Source organism: Neglectibacter sp. CSJ-5, from assembly GCF_032490475.1.
Lineage (GTDB): Bacteria > Bacillota > Clostridia > Oscillospirales > Acutalibacteraceae > Hominenteromicrobium > Hominenteromicrobium mulieris.
The window spans coordinates 77,687-97,980 of the sequence record NZ_JAVYJC010000001.1; the positions used below are offsets into that span (position 1 = coordinate 77,687).

General features: G+C 54.6%; 16 protein-coding genes and 1 pseudogene. 16 read left to right on the plus strand and 1 reads right to left on the minus strand.

Going from position 1 to position 20,294, the window contains the following annotated elements; translation table 11 throughout:
- Positions 1 to 148 precede the first annotated feature (148 nt).
- The 16 genes and pseudogenes from R2K26_RS00360 to asnA all read left to right on the plus strand — a co-directional run bounded on the left by R2K26_RS00360 (position 149) and on the right by asnA (position 19,236).
- Complete coding sequence (locus R2K26_RS00360; protein ID WP_316518012.1) at positions 149 to 826, plus strand: amino acid ABC transporter permease; 678 nt, start codon at positions 149 to 151, stop codon at positions 824 to 826.
- A gap of 3 nt (positions 827 to 829) precedes the next feature.
- Positions 830 to 1,572, plus strand: a pseudogene (locus R2K26_RS00365) (amino acid ABC transporter ATP-binding protein).
- Positions 1,573 to 1,627: 55 nt separating this feature from the next.
- Entirely contained in the window at positions 1,628 to 2,500 is an 873-nt protein-coding gene (locus tag R2K26_RS00370; RefSeq protein ID WP_316518014.1) for a transporter substrate-binding domain-containing protein, read from the plus strand.
- A 438-nt stretch (positions 2,501 to 2,938) separates the two neighbouring features.
- Positions 2,939 to 3,478: a QueT transporter family protein gene (locus R2K26_RS00375; protein ID WP_308449899.1), complete on the plus strand. Its 540-nt coding sequence runs from the start codon at positions 2,939 to 2,941 to the stop codon at positions 3,476 to 3,478.
- Positions 3,479 to 3,518: 40 nt separating this feature from the next.
- Positions 3,519 to 4,892, plus strand: coding sequence for a potassium transporter TrkG (locus tag R2K26_RS00380; RefSeq protein ID WP_316518017.1), 1,374 nt, complete (start codon positions 3,519 to 3,521; stop codon positions 4,890 to 4,892).
- Between the two features lie 187 nt (positions 4,893 to 5,079).
- Positions 5,080 to 6,690, plus strand: a complete 1,611-nt coding sequence (locus R2K26_RS00385) for a polysaccharide biosynthesis protein (protein WP_316518019.1) — start codon at positions 5,080 to 5,082, stop codon at positions 6,688 to 6,690.
- A 111-nt stretch (positions 6,691 to 6,801) separates the two neighbouring features.
- Complete coding sequence (locus R2K26_RS00390; protein WP_316518020.1) at positions 6,802 to 8,580, plus strand: ABC transporter ATP-binding protein; 1,779 nt, start codon at positions 6,802 to 6,804, stop codon at positions 8,578 to 8,580.
- A 50-nt stretch (positions 8,581 to 8,630) separates the two neighbouring features.
- Positions 8,631 to 9,641, plus strand: coding sequence for an aldo/keto reductase (locus R2K26_RS00395; protein WP_176821114.1), 1,011 nt, complete (start codon positions 8,631 to 8,633; stop codon positions 9,639 to 9,641).
- An 18-nt stretch (positions 9,642 to 9,659) separates the two neighbouring features.
- Positions 9,660 to 11,063, plus strand: a complete 1,404-nt coding sequence (gene murD / locus R2K26_RS00400) for a UDP-N-acetylmuramoyl-L-alanine--D-glutamate ligase (RefSeq protein WP_308449895.1) — start codon at positions 9,660 to 9,662, stop codon at positions 11,061 to 11,063.
- A gap of 242 nt (positions 11,064 to 11,305) precedes the next feature.
- Positions 11,306 to 13,510 carry a ribonuclease R gene (gene rnr / locus R2K26_RS00405; RefSeq protein ID WP_308449894.1) on the plus strand — a complete coding sequence of 735 codons (2,205 nt, stop codon included), beginning with the start codon at positions 11,306 to 11,308 and terminating at the stop codon, positions 13,508 to 13,510.
- Positions 13,511 to 13,571: 61 nt separating this feature from the next.
- Positions 13,572 to 13,751, plus strand: coding sequence for a pro-sigmaK processing inhibitor BofA family protein (locus R2K26_RS00410; RefSeq protein WP_308449893.1), 180 nt, complete (start codon positions 13,572 to 13,574; stop codon positions 13,749 to 13,751).
- A 60-nt stretch (positions 13,752 to 13,811) separates the two neighbouring features.
- Positions 13,812 to 14,927, plus strand: a complete 1,116-nt coding sequence (gene nagA, locus R2K26_RS00415; RefSeq protein WP_316518027.1) for an N-acetylglucosamine-6-phosphate deacetylase — start codon at positions 13,812 to 13,814, stop codon at positions 14,925 to 14,927.
- A 77-nt stretch (positions 14,928 to 15,004) separates the two neighbouring features.
- On the plus strand, positions 15,005 to 16,015 hold the full coding sequence (locus R2K26_RS00420; RefSeq protein WP_316518030.1) for a hypothetical protein: 1,011 nt from the start codon (positions 15,005 to 15,007) through the stop codon (positions 16,013 to 16,015).
- 95 nt (positions 16,016 to 16,110) lie between these two features.
- Positions 16,111 to 16,971: a hypothetical protein gene (locus R2K26_RS00425; protein WP_316518032.1), complete on the plus strand. Its 861-nt coding sequence runs from the start codon at positions 16,111 to 16,113 to the stop codon at positions 16,969 to 16,971.
- 24 nt (positions 16,972 to 16,995) lie between these two features.
- Positions 16,996 to 17,910, plus strand: a complete 915-nt coding sequence (locus tag R2K26_RS00430) for a hypothetical protein (RefSeq protein WP_316518035.1) — start codon at positions 16,996 to 16,998, stop codon at positions 17,908 to 17,910.
- A gap of 324 nt (positions 17,911 to 18,234) precedes the next feature.
- Positions 18,235 to 19,236 carry an aspartate--ammonia ligase gene (asnA, locus tag R2K26_RS00435; RefSeq protein ID WP_316518037.1) on the plus strand — a complete coding sequence of 334 codons (1,002 nt, stop codon included), beginning with the start codon at positions 18,235 to 18,237 and terminating at the stop codon, positions 19,234 to 19,236.
- Positions 19,237 to 19,385: 149 nt separating this feature from the next.
- Here the strand turns inward: asnA and R2K26_RS00440 are convergent, their stop codons facing one another.
- Complete coding sequence (locus R2K26_RS00440; RefSeq protein WP_316518040.1) at positions 19,386 to 20,147, minus strand: SDR family NAD(P)-dependent oxidoreductase; 762 nt, start codon at positions 20,145 to 20,147, stop codon at positions 19,386 to 19,388.
- Between the last annotated feature and the right edge of the window lie 147 nt (positions 20,148 to 20,294).

Sequence of the window (20,294 nt, forward strand, 5' to 3'; positions counted from 1 at the left end):
AGGTATACTATGCCCGAAAAGCATGTGGTTCAATCCATTATAAGTATTTGACATTTTAACCCATCACGGGTATACTAAACTTCAAGTAAAGTACAGGGCGTATATTTGTATTGATATTCGTTTTCAGAAAGAGGGAAGAACAAAAGCTATGTTCAGCGGACGTTTATGGGAGCTCTTTATAGACTCCTTTCCGAAAATTCTCATCCCCGGCCTGACGGTCACCATTCCGCTCACTGTCATTTCGTTCACCTTTGCACTCATTATCGCGGTCATTATGGCGCTGGTGCAGTTTGCAAACGTGAAGGTTTTAAAGCAGATTGCGCGTTTTTACATTTGGATCTTCCGCGGCACACCGCTGCTTGTGCAGTTGTTCGTTGTGTTCTTCGGCCTTTCCCGCGTCGGCGTTTTGCTCGATCCGTTTCCGGCGGCAGTTATCGTGTTCTCCCTAAATGAGGGCGCGTATTGTGCCGAGACCATCCGCGCTGCGCTTGAATCCGTGCCGAAGGGTCAGCTTGAAGCCGGTCAGTGCGTGGGGCTTACCTACCTCCAGACCATTTTCCGCATCGTGCTGCCGCAGGCCATGCGCACGGCGTTCCCGCCGCTTTCCAACTCGCTCATCTCCATGGTCAAGGACACCTCCCTTGCGGCGAACATCACCGTAACGGAAATGTTCATGGTCACACAGCGCATCGTGGCGCGCACGTATGAGCCGCTGCTTTTATACCTTGAGGTCGGCCTTATCTACCTCATTTTCTCCACGGTGCTCACCTGGGTGCAGCGCTTCGGCGAAAAGAAGCTCGCGTCTTACGGACACAAGGAGGGCTGAGTTATGCTGCAAATTCTGGACATTAAAAAATCCTTCGGCGAGCTGCATGTGCTGCGCGGCGTCGATCTCGACGTGGAGCAGGGCGATGTGGTCGCCATCATCGGCCCGTCCGGCTCCGGTAAAACAACCCTCCTGCGCTGCATAAACTTCCTCGAAAGAGCCGACAGCGGCACCTTGATTTTTGATAACGAAAAATTCGAATTCGATAAGATTACCAAAAAGAGATTGCGCGCCTGCGCCGCAAAACGGCGTTCGTGTTCCAAAACTACAATCTGTTTTTAAACAAAACAGCGTTGCAGAACGTCACAGAGGGTCTCATCGTCGCCCGCAAAATGCACAAGGCGGAAGCCATTGAGATCGGCAAAAAAGCGCTCGACAAGGTCGGTCTTTCCGACCGTTACGATTATTACCCCTCACAGCTTTCCGGCGGCCAGCAGCAGCGCGTTGCCATTGCCCGCGCCATTGCGACAAACCCGGAAATTATCTTCTTTGACGAGCCGACGAGTGCGCTTGACCCGGAGCTCACCGGCGAAGTGCTTTCCGTCATGCGCGACCTCGCAAATGAGGGCATGACGATGCTCGTCGTCACACATGAAATGGGCTTTGCCCGCACGGTCTCAAACAAGGTCATCTTTATGGAAGACGGCGTTATCGTCGAGCAAGGCTCCTCGAAAGAATTTTTCGAGAACCCGAAGGAGGAACGCACAAAAGCGTTCCTGCGCACCATTCAGGGAGACATGGATTGATTTTTGTCAGTCCGTTATCCATATTTATCCTACTTAAGCAAAGGAGTAAGAGAACATGAAAAGAACACTTTCTTTACTTATGGCTGTGCTGATGCTCACGGCAGTCGTGCTTACGGGCTGCACCTCGGGCGGCACAACGTCCGGTGCGGCAAGCAGCAGCGATGCTTCCTCTGCATCGAGCGAAGCGGAAAGCGAGTCTTCCGCAGCGGAAGAAAACGACCTGCTCGCGCAGATCAAGGAAAAGGGCACCATCACGGTCGCGATGGAAGGCACTTGGGCGCCGTGGACATACCACGATGCCGATGATAACCTTGTCGGCTATGACGTAGAAGTTGCGCAGAACATCGCAGAAAAGCTTGGCGTAGAGGTCAACTTTGTCGAGGGCGAGTGGGACGGCCTGCTTGCCGGTCTTGATGACGGTCGTTATGACATCATGGTCAACGGCGTAGGCGTCACCGAAGAGCGTGCGGAAAAATACAACTTCTCTACCCCGTATGCATATAACCGCACCGCTGTTATCGTGCGCGGCGATTACGATGAGATCAACTCCATGGAAGATCTCGAGGGCAAAACGACCGCCAACACCATTTCCAGCACCTATGCAACGCAGGCAGAAGCCCACGGCGCAACGGTCACGGGCGTGGACGACCTCAACCAGACCATCGAGCTTCTGCTCTCCGGCCGTATCGATGCGACCCTGAACGCAGAAGTCGTATTCGCAGACTACGTAAAGGAGCACCCGGAAGCGAACATCAAGATTGCTACGTTCTCCGATGAAGTCGAAAAGGTCGCTATTCCGATCCGTAAGGGCGACGACACCGCAACGCTGCTCGCAGCCGTTAACGACGCGCTGAAGGAAATGAGCGAGGACGGCACCCTTACCGCTCTCTCCGAAAAATACTTCGGCACCGACATCTCCAAAGAGTAATTTAAAGTAAATTCAGCAAAACAAAGCTCCTGCTCGCGTTTCACTGCGGGCAGGGGCTTTTTGCATATAGGAAACGCTCCGTTTCTGTGATAACCCACAAAAGTGTATATTTTCGTTGTAATCCCTCGTGATGTGGTATAAATGAAGCAAGCGGCATTCTGTTCACGATTGCTGCGGTCAACTTCGTTTATGTAATCAACAATGTCCATAAAAACCGCCTGTCCATGCTCAAAAACGAACAAATTTCGATTACAAATTCGCCATTTTTCAATAATCGGTAGAATATCCCCGAAACGCTTGACTTTTCGTCCTAAATTGCTTATGCTATATCCTGTTGCTGTACGCCCATTTATGCAGCACGGTCAGTCGTGACATCCTGACCTTAAACAAAACTAGCGCGGCCGGGGCGGCTCCCGGACCGCGGAAAGGAATGCTGAAATGAATAAGAAAACCTCAAAAGTCCGCTTTCTGGCGCTCAGCGCCGTGATTGCGGCGCTGTATGCTGTCCTCACTTACGCCGCTGCCGCCATGAATCTGGCGTTTGGCGCGGTGCAGTTCCGCTTTTCGGAAGCCTTAACGGTGCTCCCGGCCTTTACGCCGGCCGCCATCCCCGGGCTTGCCGTCGGCTGCCTCATCTCGAACCTTGCAAGTCCGCTCGGCGTCGTAGACTGGGTGTTCGGCACGCTTGCAACGCTGCTCGCGGGCATTTTTTCTTACCTTGTACGCAACATTCGCTGGAAAGAGATTCCGGTTTTGGCGCCGCTGCCGCCGGTCATTTTCAACGCCCTCATTGTCGGCTTTGAAGTGGCTTGCCTTGCGGATAACGGCACGTTTGCTTTCGGCAATCTCTCCCTTGCAGGCTTCATCGCGGGTGCCGTTTCGGTCGGCATCGGCGAGCTCATCGTCTGCTATGTGCTCGGTGTGCCGCTGATGATGGCGCTGCGCCGCACAAAGATCAGCGAACTCATGTTGGCATAAATCTGTTCCGGGCGCGCCCGGAGAAAGTCGGTCGGAGTTTATGAAAACGAGCAGATTACAAAAAATAGTAAAGCGTACGTCACCCACGCGCATGTTCGTCGTCAGCTTTGTGATCCTTATTTTTATCGGCACCGTGTTGCTCACGCTGCCGATCTCGGCGAAAAGCGGGCGGTTCACAAACCCTGTGGACGCGCTTTTCACGGCGACCTCCGCCGCATGCGTCACGGGCCTTTCCGTGTATGACACGTTTATACACTGGTCGTATTTCGGGCAGGGCGTTCTGCTTGTGCTCATTCAGTGCGGCGGCCTCGGCCTTGCCGCGTTTGCAACGGGTCTCACGCTGCTCGTCCGCCGCCGCATTGGCATTCGCCACCTTGTACTCGCCCGCGAAAGCGCCGGCGGCAGCAATTTGGATGTCATCTCGCTGCTGCGCATCGTGGTTGCGTTTACGTTTGCGGTGGAAGCTCTCGGCGCGCTTCTGCTCATGGCTCGCTTCGTGCCGCTCTATGGCGGGCTCGGCGTATGGGCCTCGGTGTTCGTCTCCGTCTCGGCGTTCTGCAACGCCGGCTTCGATATTTTAAGCTTCATTCCCGGCAATTCGAGTTTATCGGCCTTTAACGGCGACCCGCTCGTCACGCTGACGATTTCCATGCTCATCATCATCGGCTCCACGGGCTTTGTGGTGTTTCAGGATATTTACCGCAAGAAAGTCTCGACGCGCCTGCACCGGCAGCACGTGGAAAAGCTGAGCTTTCACGCGCAGGTCTGCCTGCGTGCATCTTTGACGCTTCTGGTTTTCGGCACGGTGATGCTGTTTATCCTTGAGTATAACAATACATACCGTGATTTGAACTTCTTTGAAAAGCTGAACGCGGCGTTTTTTCAGTCGGTCAACACGCGCACGGCGGGCTTTGCTTCCGTCAGCATTAAGCAGGAAACGGATGGTGCAAAGCTCCTCACGTCGTTCTTGATGTTCATCGGCGGCTGCCCGGGCTCCACGGCGGGCGGCATTAAGGTGACGACGCTTGTGGTGCTGTTTGCGGCGGTGAAATCCACTCTTTGCGGCGAAGATACCACTACGTTCCTACGCCACCGTTTTGACCCCGGTATGGTGTATAAGTCCCTTACGGTCGTGGCGTTCGCCCTTGTGGTCTCCGTTTTGAACGTGAGTCTCATTTTAGCGCTGCACCACGGTGTTTCCATATTGGATGCGATGATCGAAGCCGTTTCCGCCTTTGCGACGGTCGGCCTCAGCGCAAGCCTGACCCCGACGCTGCATCCGCTTGCAAAGCTTGCCCTGACGCTGACGATGTTCATCGGCCGCGTAGGCCCTGTCTCATTCGGCGTGGCGATTTTAATGCGCAAAAAGAAAAGCGGTTCCGTTCTGCCGGAGGGCAGAATGCTGATCGGGTGATTTTGGATCCTCTGTGCGTTTTGCACAGGGGATCTTTGCTTTCATCGCGCACATTTTAAGCCCGTTTCCTTGCGAAACAGGGGGAAAGTATGGTATACTATTTTGTACGTATTTTGTGTGCTGTTCAGGCTTCCTAAATGCGTTTCAATGCGGCAATTTACGATTTTGATATAGGAGTGATTTCAATTTGTCTCAGAAGACGGAACAGAAAGGACAGAGCTTTCTAAAGGGTACTGCAATTTTGACGGCAGCGACGTTTATCGTCAAATTCATCAATATATTTTTCTCTATTCCGCTTGCGAATTTCCTCGATGATGAGGGCATGGGGCATTTCAACACGGCGTATGACATTTTTGTATTTTTCAGTGTTTTGGCATCTTCCGGCACACCGGTCGCCATTTCGCGCCTTGTCAGCGTGGCGTATGCACAGAACCGCAAGCGCGAAGCGGATAAAATTTTCCGCGTGGCATTCACACTGTTCTCCGGCATCGGTCTTGTCGGCTGCATCGTCATGGCGGTGTTTTCCCGTCAGTTCGCGATGCTCATGAACCAAAATGACCGCTCCATGTACGCCATTGCAGCCTTGGCACCGATGTGCTTTTTCATGTCCGTTTCGTCGTGTTTGCGCGGCTATTTCCAAGGGCGCTCCAATATGACGCCGACGGCGGTCTCGCAGGTTTTGGAGTCGCTCATTAAACTGTTCGTCGGTATTGCGCTGGCACTGTATTTCCTGAAGACCACCGGCTTGCCGGAGCTTGGCGCGGCAGGCGCGATCCTCGGTGTTTCCATCGGCTCGTTCTTCGCGGTTTTGTACATTCTTCTGTACTACTTCCGTAAATCGCGCGATACGCGCTATTCACCTTTTGAGCCGAAGGTTTCGAGTGTTGGTGAAATTTTGAAATCTATCCTGACCTTTGCGGTGCCGGTCATCATCGGCTCTGCGTTTTTGAGCGCGCTCGACATTGTGGATTCCTCCGTGATGATGTATCGCTTGCAGGGCGCTGCCGGTGTGGACGCGAACTCCGCCATCGCTATGAAGGGCTGGCTCGGCACGGCGCGCAAGTATTTCGACCTGCCGAACGCCGTTATCGTGCCCATCTCTACCATCGTGCTGCCGATGCTTTCCGGTGCGATCGCAAAAAAAGAAAAGCGCGAAATCAACCGTATTTCCACGCTCTCCCTGCGCATGACGCTCATGGTAGCCATCCCGTCTGCCGCGGGTTTGTGTATTTTTGCAAAGCCCATTTGCGCCCTGTTGCTTTACAGCCGCCCGGAGTTTGCAGCAAATACCGCGCCGCTGCTCGCCGTTATGGCGCCGGCGGTCATCACGGCGAGCTTGCTTTACACTACGAACTCGATGATTCAGGCGGTCGGCAAGGTATACGTGCCGGTCATCAATATGATCGTCGGTACGGTGGTACGCATCGGCGTTGTGTATGTGCTGTGCGGTATCCCGGAGATCAACGCCATGGGCTCTGCTGTCGGTACGTTCGTTTCGTATCTTGTTATGATTATTCTGAACCTTATCGCGCTGCACCGTATGCTGCCGGAAATTCCGAGCGTGGTGCGCATGGGCATTCGTCCGCTCCTTGCTTCTGTCATTATGGGCGCGGTCTCGTACCCCGTATATCTGCTGCTCACGCGCTTTATGCGTGAGAAGTTCGCGGTCATTCCGGTTATTCTGCTTGCAATCCTCGTTTACCTCGTGGCGGCGGTGTTTACCAAAGCCATCACGCGCGAGGAGATCGTGCAGCTGCCGAAGGGTGAAAAACTGGCGGATAAACTGCATTTGAAGTAACTTCCTGTCTTGTAAAGGCCATGTGCCTGTGATAAAATAAAATTATAAGTTTTTGGGGAATTTCGCGGTGCGGAAAACGGTTTTGCGCCGACGAAAGAAAGGATGGGTATTGTGGAAGCAACTGTGACAAATAAGGGCAAAAAGGGTCTCATACGCCGTTTTGCGCCGTACTTTAAAAAGTATCTGTGGATTCTCATTTTCGACCTGTTCTGCGCGGCGCTGACGACCGTGTGTGAGCTGGCGCTGCCAATCATCGTGCAGCAGATCACGGACCGCGGCATCAATGACCTGGCGTCTTTGACGCTCAGTTATATTCTGCGCATCGGAGGGCTGTACATTTTCTTAAAGCTCGTCGACGTGGGCGCAACGTTCTTCATGGCGTCTATCGGCCACATCATGGGCACAAAGATCGAGACCGACATGCGCCGCGACATGTTCGCACACCTGCAGAAGCTCTCGTTCTCGTATTTTGACAACACGAAGATCGGTCAACTCATGTCCCGCATCACGACTGACCTGTTCGACATCACGGAGTTTGCGCATCACTGTCCGGAGGAATTTTTCATTGCGGGCATCAAGATCATCGGCGCATTTGTGATTTTGTGCACGATGAGTGTGCCGCTGACGCTGATTATCTTTGCGGTGCTGCCGTTTATGCTGGCGGCTGCCATGTTCTTCAATAAGAGAATGCAGGCGCAGTTCCGCAGCCAGCGCCAACAGCTCGGCGAGATCAACGCGCAGGTGGAAGACAGCCTGCTTGGTGTGCGCGTGGTGAAATCCTTCGCGAACGAGCCGCTTGAAGAAAAGAAATTTGAAGAGGGCAACCAGCGCTTTTACAACATCAAGCGTCTGCGCTACATGTATATGGGCGGCTTTGAAGCCTCCAATAAATTCTTTGACGGTCTCATGTATATCGTGGTCGTCCTTGCGGGCGCTATCTTCATGATGAACGGCGCCATCGACCCCTCGCAGCTTGTGGCATACCTTTTGTATATCACAACGCTCATCAATTCCATTCATCGCATCGTGCAGTTTACGGAGCAGTTCCAAAGCGGCATGAGCGGCGTGGAGCGCTTCTTTCAGGTTATGGACGCGCCCATCGAGATCAGCGACGCGCCGGACGCCAAAGACATCGGCATTGTCAAGGGCGACGTGACGTTCGACCACGTAAGCTTCAAGTATAACGACGACGGCACCGAGGTGCTTTCTGACATCGACCTCGACGTAAAGGCGGGCGAGAACATCGCGCTTGTCGGCCCCTCGGGCGGCGGTAAAACGACGCTGTGCAACCTCATTCCGCGTTTTTACGATACGACTGCCGGCACCATCCGCATCGACGGCAAGGATATCCGTACGGTGACGCTGAAATCCCTGCGCGACCGCATCGGCTTTGTGCAGCAGGACGTGTACCTGTTTTCCGGCTCGGTGTTTGAGAACATTCAGTACGGCAAGCCGGGCGCGTCGAAAGAAGAAGTCATTGCGGCCTCCAAAATGGCGGGCGCGCATGAATTTATCGAGGGGCTTTCAAACGGCTACGATACATACGTCGGCGAGCGCGGCGTGAAGCTTTCCGGCGGCCAAAAGCAGCGCATTTCCATTGCGCGTGCATTTTTGAAAAACCCGCCGATTTTGATTTTAGACGAAGCGACGAGCGCACTCGATAACGAAAGCGAGCGTATCGTGCAGGCGTCGCTTGAAAAGCTCGCGAAGGGCAGAACGACGTTCACGATTGCGCACCGTTTGACGACCATTAAGAACGCGACGAAAATTCTGGTGCTGACGGATAAGGGCATTGAAGAAGCCGGTACGCATCAGGAACTTATGAAGAAAAAAGGCATTTACTTTGACTTATATAAAAGCTATCAGGAAATGACGGCGGACACGGAATAAAGCCCAAAGGAAATTTTCGGGTATGTATATTTTGAAAGGACGGGAAAACTATGAAAACAGTGACACTCGGCAACACCGGCATCACGGTCAACCGCAACGGCTTCGGCGCGCTGCCCATTCAGCGCATTTCCGTTGAGGAAGCGGGCAAGCTGCTGCGCAAAGCATATGATAACGGCATCCGCTTTTTCGACACCGCACGCGCGTATTCGGACAGCGAATACAAGATCGGTCAGGCGCTCGCCGATGTGCGCGACGACATCATCATCGCGACGAAAACGGCCTCGACAACCGTTGAAGGCTTTTGGAAAGACCTCGAGACGAGCCTTTCTATGCTGAAGACCGACCACGTGGATATTTACCAGTTCCACACGCCGTCCTTCTGCCCGAAGCCCGGCGACGGTACAGGCCTTTATGAGGCGATGTTGGAAGCGAAAGCGCAGGGCAAGATCCGTCACATCGGCATCACGAATCATCGCCTGCATGTGGCGCGCGAAGCCGTGGAATCCGGCTTGTATGAAACGCTGCAGTTCCCGTTCTGCTACCTTGCGAGCGAAAAGGACATTGAGCTCGTGAACCTATGTAAGGAGAAGAACGTCGGCTTCATCTGCATGAAGGCGCTTTCCGGCGGTCTCATCACGCGCAGCGATGCGGCGTATGCGTACCTTGCGCAGTATGAGAACACGTTGCCCATTTGGGGCGTGCAGCGCGAGAAAGAGCTTGACGAGTTTCTTTCCTACAATGATAATCCGCCGGTGATGACGGACGAGCTTGCGGCGTTCATCGAAAAAGAGCACGAGTCCCTCGCGGGCGATTTCTGCCGCGGCTGCGGCTACTGCATGCCATGTCCCGCCGGTATTGAGATCAATCAGTGCGCGCGCATGTCGCTTATGCTGCGCCGCGCTCCGTCCGCCGCATGGCTGACGCCCGAGTGGCAGGCGAAAATGGAGCTGATTGAAAACTGCAAGCACTGCGGCCAGTGCATGAAGAAATGTCCGTATACCTTAAACACCCCCGAATTGCTCCGCAAGAATCTGGAGGATTATCGCACCTTTTTAAAATAAAGGAGAAAGTTCCGAATTATGACAGCAAACGAATTTTACGCGTCTCTTTCCGGCAAGCGCATCACGTTTGTCGGCGTGGGGCGCTCCAATCTGCCGCTCATTGAGCAGTTTAAAGCCCACGGTGCAGCCGTTTCGGTGCGCGATAAGCGCAGCGAAGCGGCGCTGGGCGAAGACGGCGAAGCGCTGAAAAAGCTCGGCGCAAAGCTTATCTGCGGCGAAGACTACCTTGAAAGTATCGACGAAGACATGCTGTTCCGCGCGCCCGGCGTGCCGTATCTGCTGCCCGAGCTGCAAAAGGCCCGTGCAAACGGTGTTGCCGTGACGAGCGAAATGGAAGTCTTTTTCGACCTGTGTCCGTGCAAAATTTACGCCGTGACGGGCAGCGACGGCAAGACGACCACAACGTCCGTCATTGCCGAAATGCTGAAAGCGGCAGGCAAAACCGTGCACCTCGGCGGCAACATCGGCCGCCCGCTTCTGCCGGAGATCCGTGATGTAAAGCCCGAGGATGTGGCGGTGGTGGAGCTTTCGAGCTTCCAGCTCATCTCCATGCGCCGCAGCCCGAATGTCGCGGTCATCACGAATCTGTCGCCGAACCACCTCGACGTGCACAAGGATATGGACGAGTACGTGAACGCAAAGAAGAACGTACTTTTGCACCAGAATGCGTTCGGCCGCACGGTTTTGAACGCGGATAACGCCCTGACGGCGGCCTGTGCCGCTGACACGCGCGGCATGACGTACATGTTCTCCCGCAGAGAGAAGACGAACGGCGCGTGGTGCAGCGCGGACGGCAAAATCTACTTCGGCGACGAATATATTATGGAGGAAAGCGACATTCGCATTCCCGGCAAGCACAACGTCGAAAACTACCTTGCGGCGATTTCTGCCGTGTGGGGCGATGCCTCGAAAGAGGTTATCAGGACTGTCGCGAAAGAATTCAACGGCGTCGAGCACCGCATGGAGTTCGTGCGCGAGCTGGACGGCGTGAGATGGTATAACGACTCCATCGCAACGAGTCCGTCCCGCGCAATGATCGGCACGCTTTCGCTGTATGATTTCAAGATCGTTATGATTGCGGGCGGTGCGGATAAAAAGGTGCCGTTTGACGAGCTGGGCAAGGTCATTTGTGACAAGGTGAAGACACTCGTGCTGCTCGCGCCCGAAAAACCGCTTGAGGGCTTTAAAACGCCGGCCGCGGGGAAGATCGAAGCTGCGGTGCGCGGTGCCGAAAACTATAAGGACGGCGCGCCGGTGATTCTGCACGCAAACAACATGAAAGATGCCGTGCGCCTTGCAAGAGAAAGTGCAGAGCCGGGCGATGTGGTATCTCTGTGCCCCGCCGCAACGGGCTTTGATATGTACAAGAGCTTTGCCGTGCGCGGTGATATTTACAGAGAAGAAGTGAAAGCACTGAAGTAAGCAAAAACTGACGTGAAAGCGGACGCAAAAGTCTTTGATTAAACTTTCTTCAGAAAGTTTATCAGATTCCAAAGGTGAAACCTTTGGTCGAGCTCCGCAGAGCTCGGAAAAATTTATTTGTCTCGGCACTGTGCATAACAGTAGCTCGGCGAGAAAGATCAACAAAACAAGAAATTTGCGCACTCGGCGCCGCTTCGCCTTGGACCGGGCGGGGCGTGATTGTGGAAGATTGGATAGGTATAATGAAACAGTATAACAAGGGAAATGACAGAAACAAGGGCTTTCAGGGCAGAAACGGTCGTTCCGACCGCCGCCGCGACATTCGCGATACGCCCCTGAACCGCATGGAAGAGACGATTTTGGCGACCATGCGCAGCGAGGAAATTCACGACTGGAGCGCACGCCAGCTTTTGAAAAAGACAGGTGTGCTCGACAAGCTTGCTTTTTACGATGCACTGCGTTCTTTAAAAGACCGCCGCATGATTTTACTTGATCGCGAGCACAACGCGAAGCTTATTCCGGTCGGCGAAGACGTGGAAGCGACGCTCGTTTCGCTCTCGAAGAACTTCGGCTTTGCGCGCCCCGATGGCGGCGGTGACGACATTTTTATTCACGGCAGCGCTTTGCAGGGGGCGCTCGTCGGCGACAAGATCATCGTCGGCGACATTCGCAAGGACGACCGCGGCCCCTCCGGCCGTGTGCGCCGCATCGTAGAGCACAAGCCCGCGCAGACGACCGGCACGGTGAGTATCACCGATGAGGGCATTGAGTTCATCCCGGACAATGCCATTCGCTATAATTTACGTATGCGCGAGCGCGATTTGAACGGCGCGAAAAACGGCGACAAGGTCATGGCATCTTTGGAGCAGGATTACCGCGGTGACTGGGCATATGCAAGCGTGAAGAAGGTCTTCGGCAGCGGCCGCACGGCGCGTGTCTGCGCCGACGCCATTGTAGAGCAGTACGGCATTCCGCATGTTTTCCCGCAGGAAGTGCTCGATGAAGCCGAGCGCATCGGCAACGAGCCCATCAGCGACGAAGAATACGCAAAGCGCCTTGACCTGCGCGGCGAGCCAATCTTCACCATCGACAGCAAGGATGCAAAGGACCTCGACGACGCCATCTCCGTGAAGCGCACGGACTTCGGTTACACACTGGGCGTGCATATTGCGGACGTTTCCCACTATGTGAAAGAGGGCTCTGCCATCGATGAAGAGGCGATCAACCGCGGCACGTCTGTGTATTTTGCCGACCGCGTGATTCCGATGCTGCCGGAAGTGCTTTCAAACGGCGCGTGCTCCCTGAACGCGGGCACGGACAAGCTGGCCTTCTCCGCGCTTATCGAGCTCGACAAAGAGGGCCACATCACAAAATACGATTTTAAAAAGACGATCATCAATTCCAAGGTGCGCGGTGTGTACAGCGAGGTCAACGAAATTCTGGACGGCACGGCATCGGAGGAGATTTTGAACAAATACGCGCCCGTCATGGAGTCCTTGATGTCGGCGAAGGAGCTTGCCGATATTTTGAAGGCGAACTCCGCAGCCCGCGGCACCATGGAGCTGGACAGCGGCGAATCGAAATTCATTCTTGATGAAAACGGCATTTGTATCGACATCATGCCGCGCGTTTCCGGCGAAGCGGAGCAGCTCATCGAGCAGATGATGGTGACGGCGAACATTGCGGCGGCGAAATTCTCGCTCGACCATAAATTGCCGTTCCTCTACCGTGTGCACGGCACCCCGGACCCGAAGCGCGTAGAGGAGCTTGTGACGCTGTTGCAGCTCGTGGGCGTTCCGTGCAAGGAGATCGTAAAGCCGAACCCCGAAACGCAGGATTTCGCCGCGATCCTCGACCGCGTGCGCGGCCTGCCGTGCGAGACGCTTGTTTCTCAGCGTTTGCTGCGCACGATGGAAAAAGCGAGATATTCGACGGAGGAGACCGGCCACTTTGGCCTGGCGCTTTCCGATTACAGCCACTACACTTCGCCGATCCGCCGTTACCCGGATACGTCCATTCACCGCGTGCTTTCCGCATTTGTGGAAGGCATGCCGGCAGAAGAGGTGCGCCGCCGCTACGCGCAGTTCTGCGAGACCTCTGCGACGGAATCCTCCCGCAATGAAATTCGCGCGCTCATCGCCGAGCGTGACGCCGAGGACTGCTACATGGCAGAGTACATGAGTCAGCACATCGGCGAGCACTTTGAAGGCACCGTGAGCGGTGTGACGATGCGCGGTGTGTTTGTGCGCCTCGAAAACAGCGTAGAGGGCTTTGTTTCGCTCGACGCGTTCGAGGGCGAGGATTTTGTGTACGACGGCCTTATCACACAGCGCAGTCCGAAGCGCGAATTGACCATCGGCACGCCGCTGCCGATTATCGTGGCTTCCGCCTACGTTGCGACCGGCAAGGTAGACTTCGTGCCGGATAAAGAGAAACTCGACATTTAAGGTATGAAAAATTCCCCTGCATCATAAGCTTTTCCGACAGGATAAAAATGGGGGAGAGCGTATGCGGGGAATCAAAAGGCTCATCGGCTCGGCAATGTTGGGCGTTCTGGCGCTGGCGGTTTTGTATTTTACGGCGCCGTACACCGGCGTGTATATTCCCGTCAGCCGGCTCAGCGTGGCGGTATCCGCTGTGCTTGGCGTGCCGGGCGTGACGCTGCTCGTTTTGCTGAGCCTGCTGTAAACGTATAAATGTATTGAAAAGAAAACTGTGGTTTTGCCGCAGCGGAGAGGAGTTTTTAACATGTTTCTGATCAACGCAAACGTACTGGACGGCAAATTCTGCCTGCGCAAGGCGGATATCGAGATCGAAGACGGCAAGATCGTGCGCCTTGAGGATTCTTTGCCGTACAAAGAGGAAGACCTCGTTGTGGACTGCGCGGGCTACACCATTGTGCCGGGCTTTGTGGACGTTCACGTGCACGGCGGCGCGGGTGCAGATTCCAGCGACGGCGACGTAGAGGGTCTGCGCAATATGGCGAAGTTCCTGCTGACGAAGGGTGTCACGTCCTTCTGCCCGACCACGATGACCGTTTCCGATGCGGAGATCTTGAAAGCGCTTGAGACGATTCGCTCCTGCATGGACGACAAGGAAGGCGCGAAGATTGTCGGCGTGAACCTTGAGGGCCCGTTCATCTCGCCGAAGAAAAAGGGCGCGCAAGGCGACGAGTTCATCCAGGCGCCGGATTACGACGTGTTTAAGAAGTATTACGATTCCTGCGGCGGCATCATCAAGCTTGTGGACATTGCGCCCGAGTGCGACGTGCGCGGCGATTTTGTCGAGAAAGCCTCGAAGCTCTGCACCGTTTCCATTGCGCACACCGCAACGGGTTACGACGGCGCGGTGGACGCGTTCAAAAAGGGCGTAACCCATGCGACGCACCTGTATAACGCGATGTCCGGCCTTGCACACCGTGCACCGGGTGTCGTGGGCGCGGTGTTCGACAACGAAAACGTCTGCGGTGAGCTCATCTGTGACGGCATCCACATTCACCCGGCTGTGGTGCGCACGACGTTTAAGCTCATGCCGGAGCGCGTGTGCGTCATCAGCGACGCGATGCGTTTGAGCGGCGTGGAAGACGGCGGCCAAGGCATGCTGGGTGTGAATATGGTCACCGTAAAGGACGGCAAGGCGACATTGCCGGACGGCACCATTGCAGGCTCTGTTACAAACCTGCACGCGGAACTCAAGAATCTCGTTTCCTGGGGCATTCCGCTGGAGACCGCCGTGCGCGCCATGACGTTGACCCCGGCGAAGGAGATCGGCATGGAAAACGAGATCGGCAGCCTTGCACCCGGCAAGCGCGCAGACCTTGTTGTGCTCGATGAGAACCTCGAGATTGTCGCGGTCTACCACTGATGCTTTTGCCTTTGCCGTGCGGCCTTGACGGCGGGGCATGAGGATAGAATTAGGGAAGAACAGAAAGGAAAGAAAATATGTATTGCACAAATTGCGGAAGAAAGCTCCCCGAAGACGGCTCGCCGTGCGTTTGCCGGCGACAGCCCGCACAGCCCGAGCAGCAGACGTACACACAGCCGGTGCCGCCGCAGCAAAACTACGGCGCACCCACGCAGAATTTTCAGATGCCGCCGCAGTATTACGCGCAGCCGCCGGTGCAATACCCGGTGCAGCGACCGATTACACCCGTGCACGGTGTGCTGAAAAGCTTTTTCGCGTCTCCGCTGTTCCTTATTACGGCGATTCTCTTTTCGGCGAATTTGCTGTTTCGGATCATCGCAAGCCTGTTCCCGCAGGATCCGGCGTATATTGTAAATCAGATTTACAGCAACCTGCCGTATGAAATGCAGGTAATCATTTCGCCGGGCGACATTTATGGTGCGCTTTCGTATACTCAGGGCGGCACCACAGTCGGTACGGTCATCGGTATGCTTATTACAGGCGGCTTAATGGCTGCCGCGTACTGGATCACGTACATATCTGCGAAAAACCCGAGTATTCCGGCGGCAAAAACGGCCGGCCTCACCATCATGAAGGTGTTCAGCATCATCAGCCTTGTTGTGATGAGCCTTGCGGAGGTGCTGTGCGTTGTTCTTGCCGTGATCTTCGGTGTTGCCCTTGCCGGCAATGACTACGGCTACATGGATGAGATGATGAGCGTTATCTTTGTCTTTCTCATTGCGGCCTGCATCTTCGGCTTTGTTGTGCTCATTTTTGAGATCATTTACGAAGCAAAGGTCATAAAGATGCTGAACAGCGCGAAGAACGCGATGCTGACGGGCATGGTTCCGAATAAGGCTTCCATGTTTGTGGCGGTCATCTGCTTCATTTCGGCGGCGGTGTCGTTCTTCTCTGTTTTCGGCGATGCGGTGCTGTACGGCTGGATCCGTGTTCCGCTCGGCCTGACGAGCGTTGCGCTCAACGTGCTTTACGGTCTGCTTGTTCTGCAGTTTAATAAGATGCTGAAGAACGCAGGCATGGCTCGATAAAACAAAATAAGTGAACGCGACCCGCTCCCGGCCGCGGCGGGACGGTGTAGTTCCGCTGCGCGGGAGTGGGTTTTGCTTTTAGGGGAGATGAAAGTATGGTGGAAAATACAACATATATCACTAAAGCGGAGCCGGCAGAGCAGCAGGAAAAGCGCGCGGAGGAAATTTTGCGGGACATGCTTTCTTCGCCGCTGTTCTTCATGTGTGCGGTATTGGTCACACTGAACGCCGTTATTTCGGTGATCGTCAGCGGTATGAACGGATTCGGCGATGTATACGGCGGTGCCGTGACGTTTACTTCGTGGGCGTTTCAGATAATCTTTACGGGAAAAGGTTACACGGGGATACCTGCGTATCCTGTATTGTCGGCGGTGCTTTCGGGTATATTCGGCACAGTAACGGCGGCAGTCTTTTGGCTTCTGTATATTGGCGCCAAAAAACGGAAGCTTTGCGGTGCGGGTTTTAAGACGATGAAGGTCGCTCTGCTTTGCCGCACGGTAGCATTTGCTGTGACGGCAGCTGCGCTGTTTGGTATCATAGTCGAACTTATCGTATATGAGATCACCACAGGGCCGAGCCCGACCGCAGATATAGTCGATTACCTTTTCGGATATTTAGGATACGGCATTATGTTTATCGGCGGCATCGTAAGTGCGTTATCAGCCGTTTGCTGTTTTATGATGGTGCGGTCGCTGCACAACTCGGAAAAAGCCGTGCGCGGGGACGGCGCGCTGCGGACGATCCCGCGCTTTGCGACTTGTATGTATTTACTTTGCGCGAAGCTGATCGTGCCGGTGATGCTCGTTGTGGTCGTGGTTATGGTTCCGACTTTTAAAATCGACGATATCGGCAAGTTATGGGTGTTTTTACCGCTCATATGCAAAGCGGCGTTGAGCGCTTTATTTGCCGCCTGCACCGTTAAATTTAATAAAATCGCCGATAAAGCGAAAGTTTAGACGTGTTTAAAAGGAGATTCGGTTATGTATTGCACGAATTGCGGGAGGAAGCTCCCGGAGGACGGTTCGCCTTGCATTTGCGGGGCGCAGAACGGGAATTTCAACACGCAGCCGCCGCAGAATTTTCAGGCGCCGCCGCAGTATTACGCGCAGCTGCCCGTGCGTCCGGTCACGCCGGTACATGGGATGTTAAAACGGTTTGCGTCGTCAAAGCTGTTTTTCATGTGCGCGCTGCTTTTTACGGTGCAGATGGTCGTGTCGGCGGTCTCATCGGTGATTGAGGTGTTCACGGTGCTGCAAAATCAAGCGTATCTGCTGGAACGCGCGCCCATAGGCACGAATTTCAACGTAGAGTTTAACGTAAACATTGTGCCAGTTCAAAATATTCTGGTGCTTATCGGGCTTTGGCTGCTGTACGCCTCCGCGAAGAAGACGGACACGCCGTTCATGAGCACAGCGGGCGTCACGCTGTTTAAAGTGACGGAAATTCTCCGGATCGTCGGGTGCGGTATTTTTTGCGGGATGTTGCTGCTCATCGGTCTTTTGGTGCTCCTCGCATCGAGTGGCGCCCCGAACGTGACAAATTACACCGGCTTGCCGGACAATATCGCTATTTTGATAGTGGGTATTGCTTTTGTGGTCGGTTTGGTGTTGAGCGTTCTGTTGCTTTTGTACAGCATCAAAATGCTCGGCGTGTGGACGAGCCTGCAGCGCGCGATACAGGTGGGCGTGCTGCCGAAAAAGCTGCCGGGATACGCGCTCGCTTTGCAGGGATTTTTGATTTTCTGTGATGTCGCCGCGATGATTGCGCTTTTCGTGTTGAACGCGTGGATCCTCATTCCGGGCAGCCTGTGCAGCATAGCCGCGCGGGTATATGTCATCCGCTGTATGGCGGCGTATAACCGGGAGGTTGCGGGGATGGAAGCGGGTTCTTTCTAAAAGGCTTCGATTTTTTGGGCGTTTTTGTGCTACCGTTTAGCTTTTATGAACTTGCGCTGCAAGTTCATTGGGAGACCCCCTAATTGGGTCTCCCACACTTTAACAGTCCACCGGACTGTTAAAGTTCCCGTCCTGATTTTTTGAATGCAAAAAGATTTCGCCATTTGCGAATGGCGACTTAGGACGCTGCCCTAAGAACCCGCCGCCTTTGAAAAGGCGGGCGAAACTTTTAACCATGGTTACCGCAGGCTGCGAAAAATCTTTACAAATCTTTTTCCGTGCGCTACAATAGGGGAAAGATTGTTTTGAAATGGGGTTTTATAGATGGTGAAGATTCCCGAAAATTACACGCCGAGCCTTGGCCTTTACGAGACGCAGAAGGCAATCGGTCTGATCAAGAACGTATTTCTCGTCAAAATTTGTGCGGCGCTGCATCTAAAGCGCGTCACCGCGCCGCTGTTCGTCGACCCTTCCACGGGTCTGAATGACGACTTAAACGGTGTGGAGCGCCCGGTCGAGTTTGACATTCCGGCAGTCGGCGGCAACGCGCAGGTGGTGCATTCCCTTGCAAAGTGGAAGCGCCTTGCGCTGCATGATTACGGCTTTTACGTGGGCAACGGCCTTGTGGCGGACATGAACGCCATTCGCCGCGACGAGGAGCTCGACAATCTTCACTCCATCTATGTGGACCAGTGGGACTGGGAGAAGGTCATCGATCGTGACACGCGCAACATGGCGTATCTGGAAGACACGGTGCGCCGCATCGTCAGCGCCATCTGCGGCACGCTGGACGAATTAAAGTGGCAGTTCTCCGGCCTTTCCACCGAGCTTTGCCGCGACGTGTATTTCATCACGGCGCAGGAGCTTGAGGACCGCTACCCTGACCTCACCCCGAAGCAGCGCGAGAACGTCATCGTGCGCGAGCACCGCACGGTATTCATCGAGCAGATCGGCGGCGTGCTCAAAAGCGGCAAGCCGCACGACGGCCGCGCGCCGGACTACGATGACTGGAGCATGAACGGCGACCTGCTGTTCTGGCACGAGCCGCTTGGCATGGCGCTGGAAATCAGCAGCATGGGCATCCGCGTGGACGAAAATTCGCTTGCGGTGCAGCTTAAAATTGCGGGCTGCGAAGCGCGCGCAGAGCTGCCGTTCCACAAAATGCTTTTAAACGGCGAGCTGCCGCTCACCATCGGCGGCGGCATCGGGCAGTCGCGCCTTTGTATGCTTCTGCTCGGCAAAGTACATATCGGCGAGGTGCAAGCTTCCCTCTGGGACGAGGAGACCCGCCGCGTCTGTGCCGAAAAGGGCGTTATCCTGCTGTAATTGTGCTTGAAGCTGAATAAAACGGAAGCCCTCTGCTGCGGTTCCTTTGCAGCAGAGGGCCTTTTCTATGCCGAAAAATCTATAAAGACGGAAAAGTGTTTTAGCGTTCGCGGAGTTCAGCTGAATTTTTAACCGACAAAGAGGTATGCTCAGCACTTCGTCCACTTCATCAAAAGCGATTTTGGCAGGATATGCGCTAAGAAGCGGTAGAACTTATAAAATCCGCCCATGGTGCAGGCGCTTTTGCCCTTTAATCCGGCTTTCAGGGCGCAGGTCGCCATTTTTGCGGGCGACTGGTGTGGCAGCATGTCGAGCGTGCGGCTTTTATGCGCGGGACGGTCGGCAACCTGCCAGAACTCCGTAATCATCGGGCCGGGGCACACGGCAAGGACGTTGATCTTTTTGGGCTTTAATTCTTCGCGCAGCGCGCGGGAGAAGCTTTGCACGTACGCCTTTGTGGAGCAATACACTGCCATGCGCGGCGTGGGCGCAAACGACGCGATGGACGAGATGTTCAGGATAAGCCCGCCCGTTTTCATATACGGCAGGCTGTACCGCGTGACGGCGGTCAGTGCGCGGCAGTTCAAATCGATCATCGCGGTCTGGCTTTCGACGTCGCTTGTCGCAAAATCGCACAGCTTGCCAAAGCCCGCATTATTGATGAGCAGTGAAATTTCCGGCTTTTCGCGTTCAAGCAAAGCGTTAAATTGTTTTAATGCGGCGGAGTCGGTGAGATCGAGCGCGATGGGGCGCAGATTTTTTTCCGGGAACTGCGGCTTTAAAGCTTCCAAGCGGTCTTCGCGGCGAGCGATGAGCCAATAGGTGTCGATCTCCGGGCAAAGGGTGACAGCGGCGCGTAAAAACTCGATGCCGAGTCCTGAGGAAGCGCCTGTGATCACGGCGATTTTCATAGTGACTGTCCTTTCAAAATTTTCCGATGGTTGTGTCTCCATTCTACCGCCGCTTCAGCTGCCTGTCAAACGCCTTTTTTGGACAATTTGTAAATTCGCGCGAAAAAACGCAAAAAACGGTATAAATTTTCGTGAAAGTGTGGTACA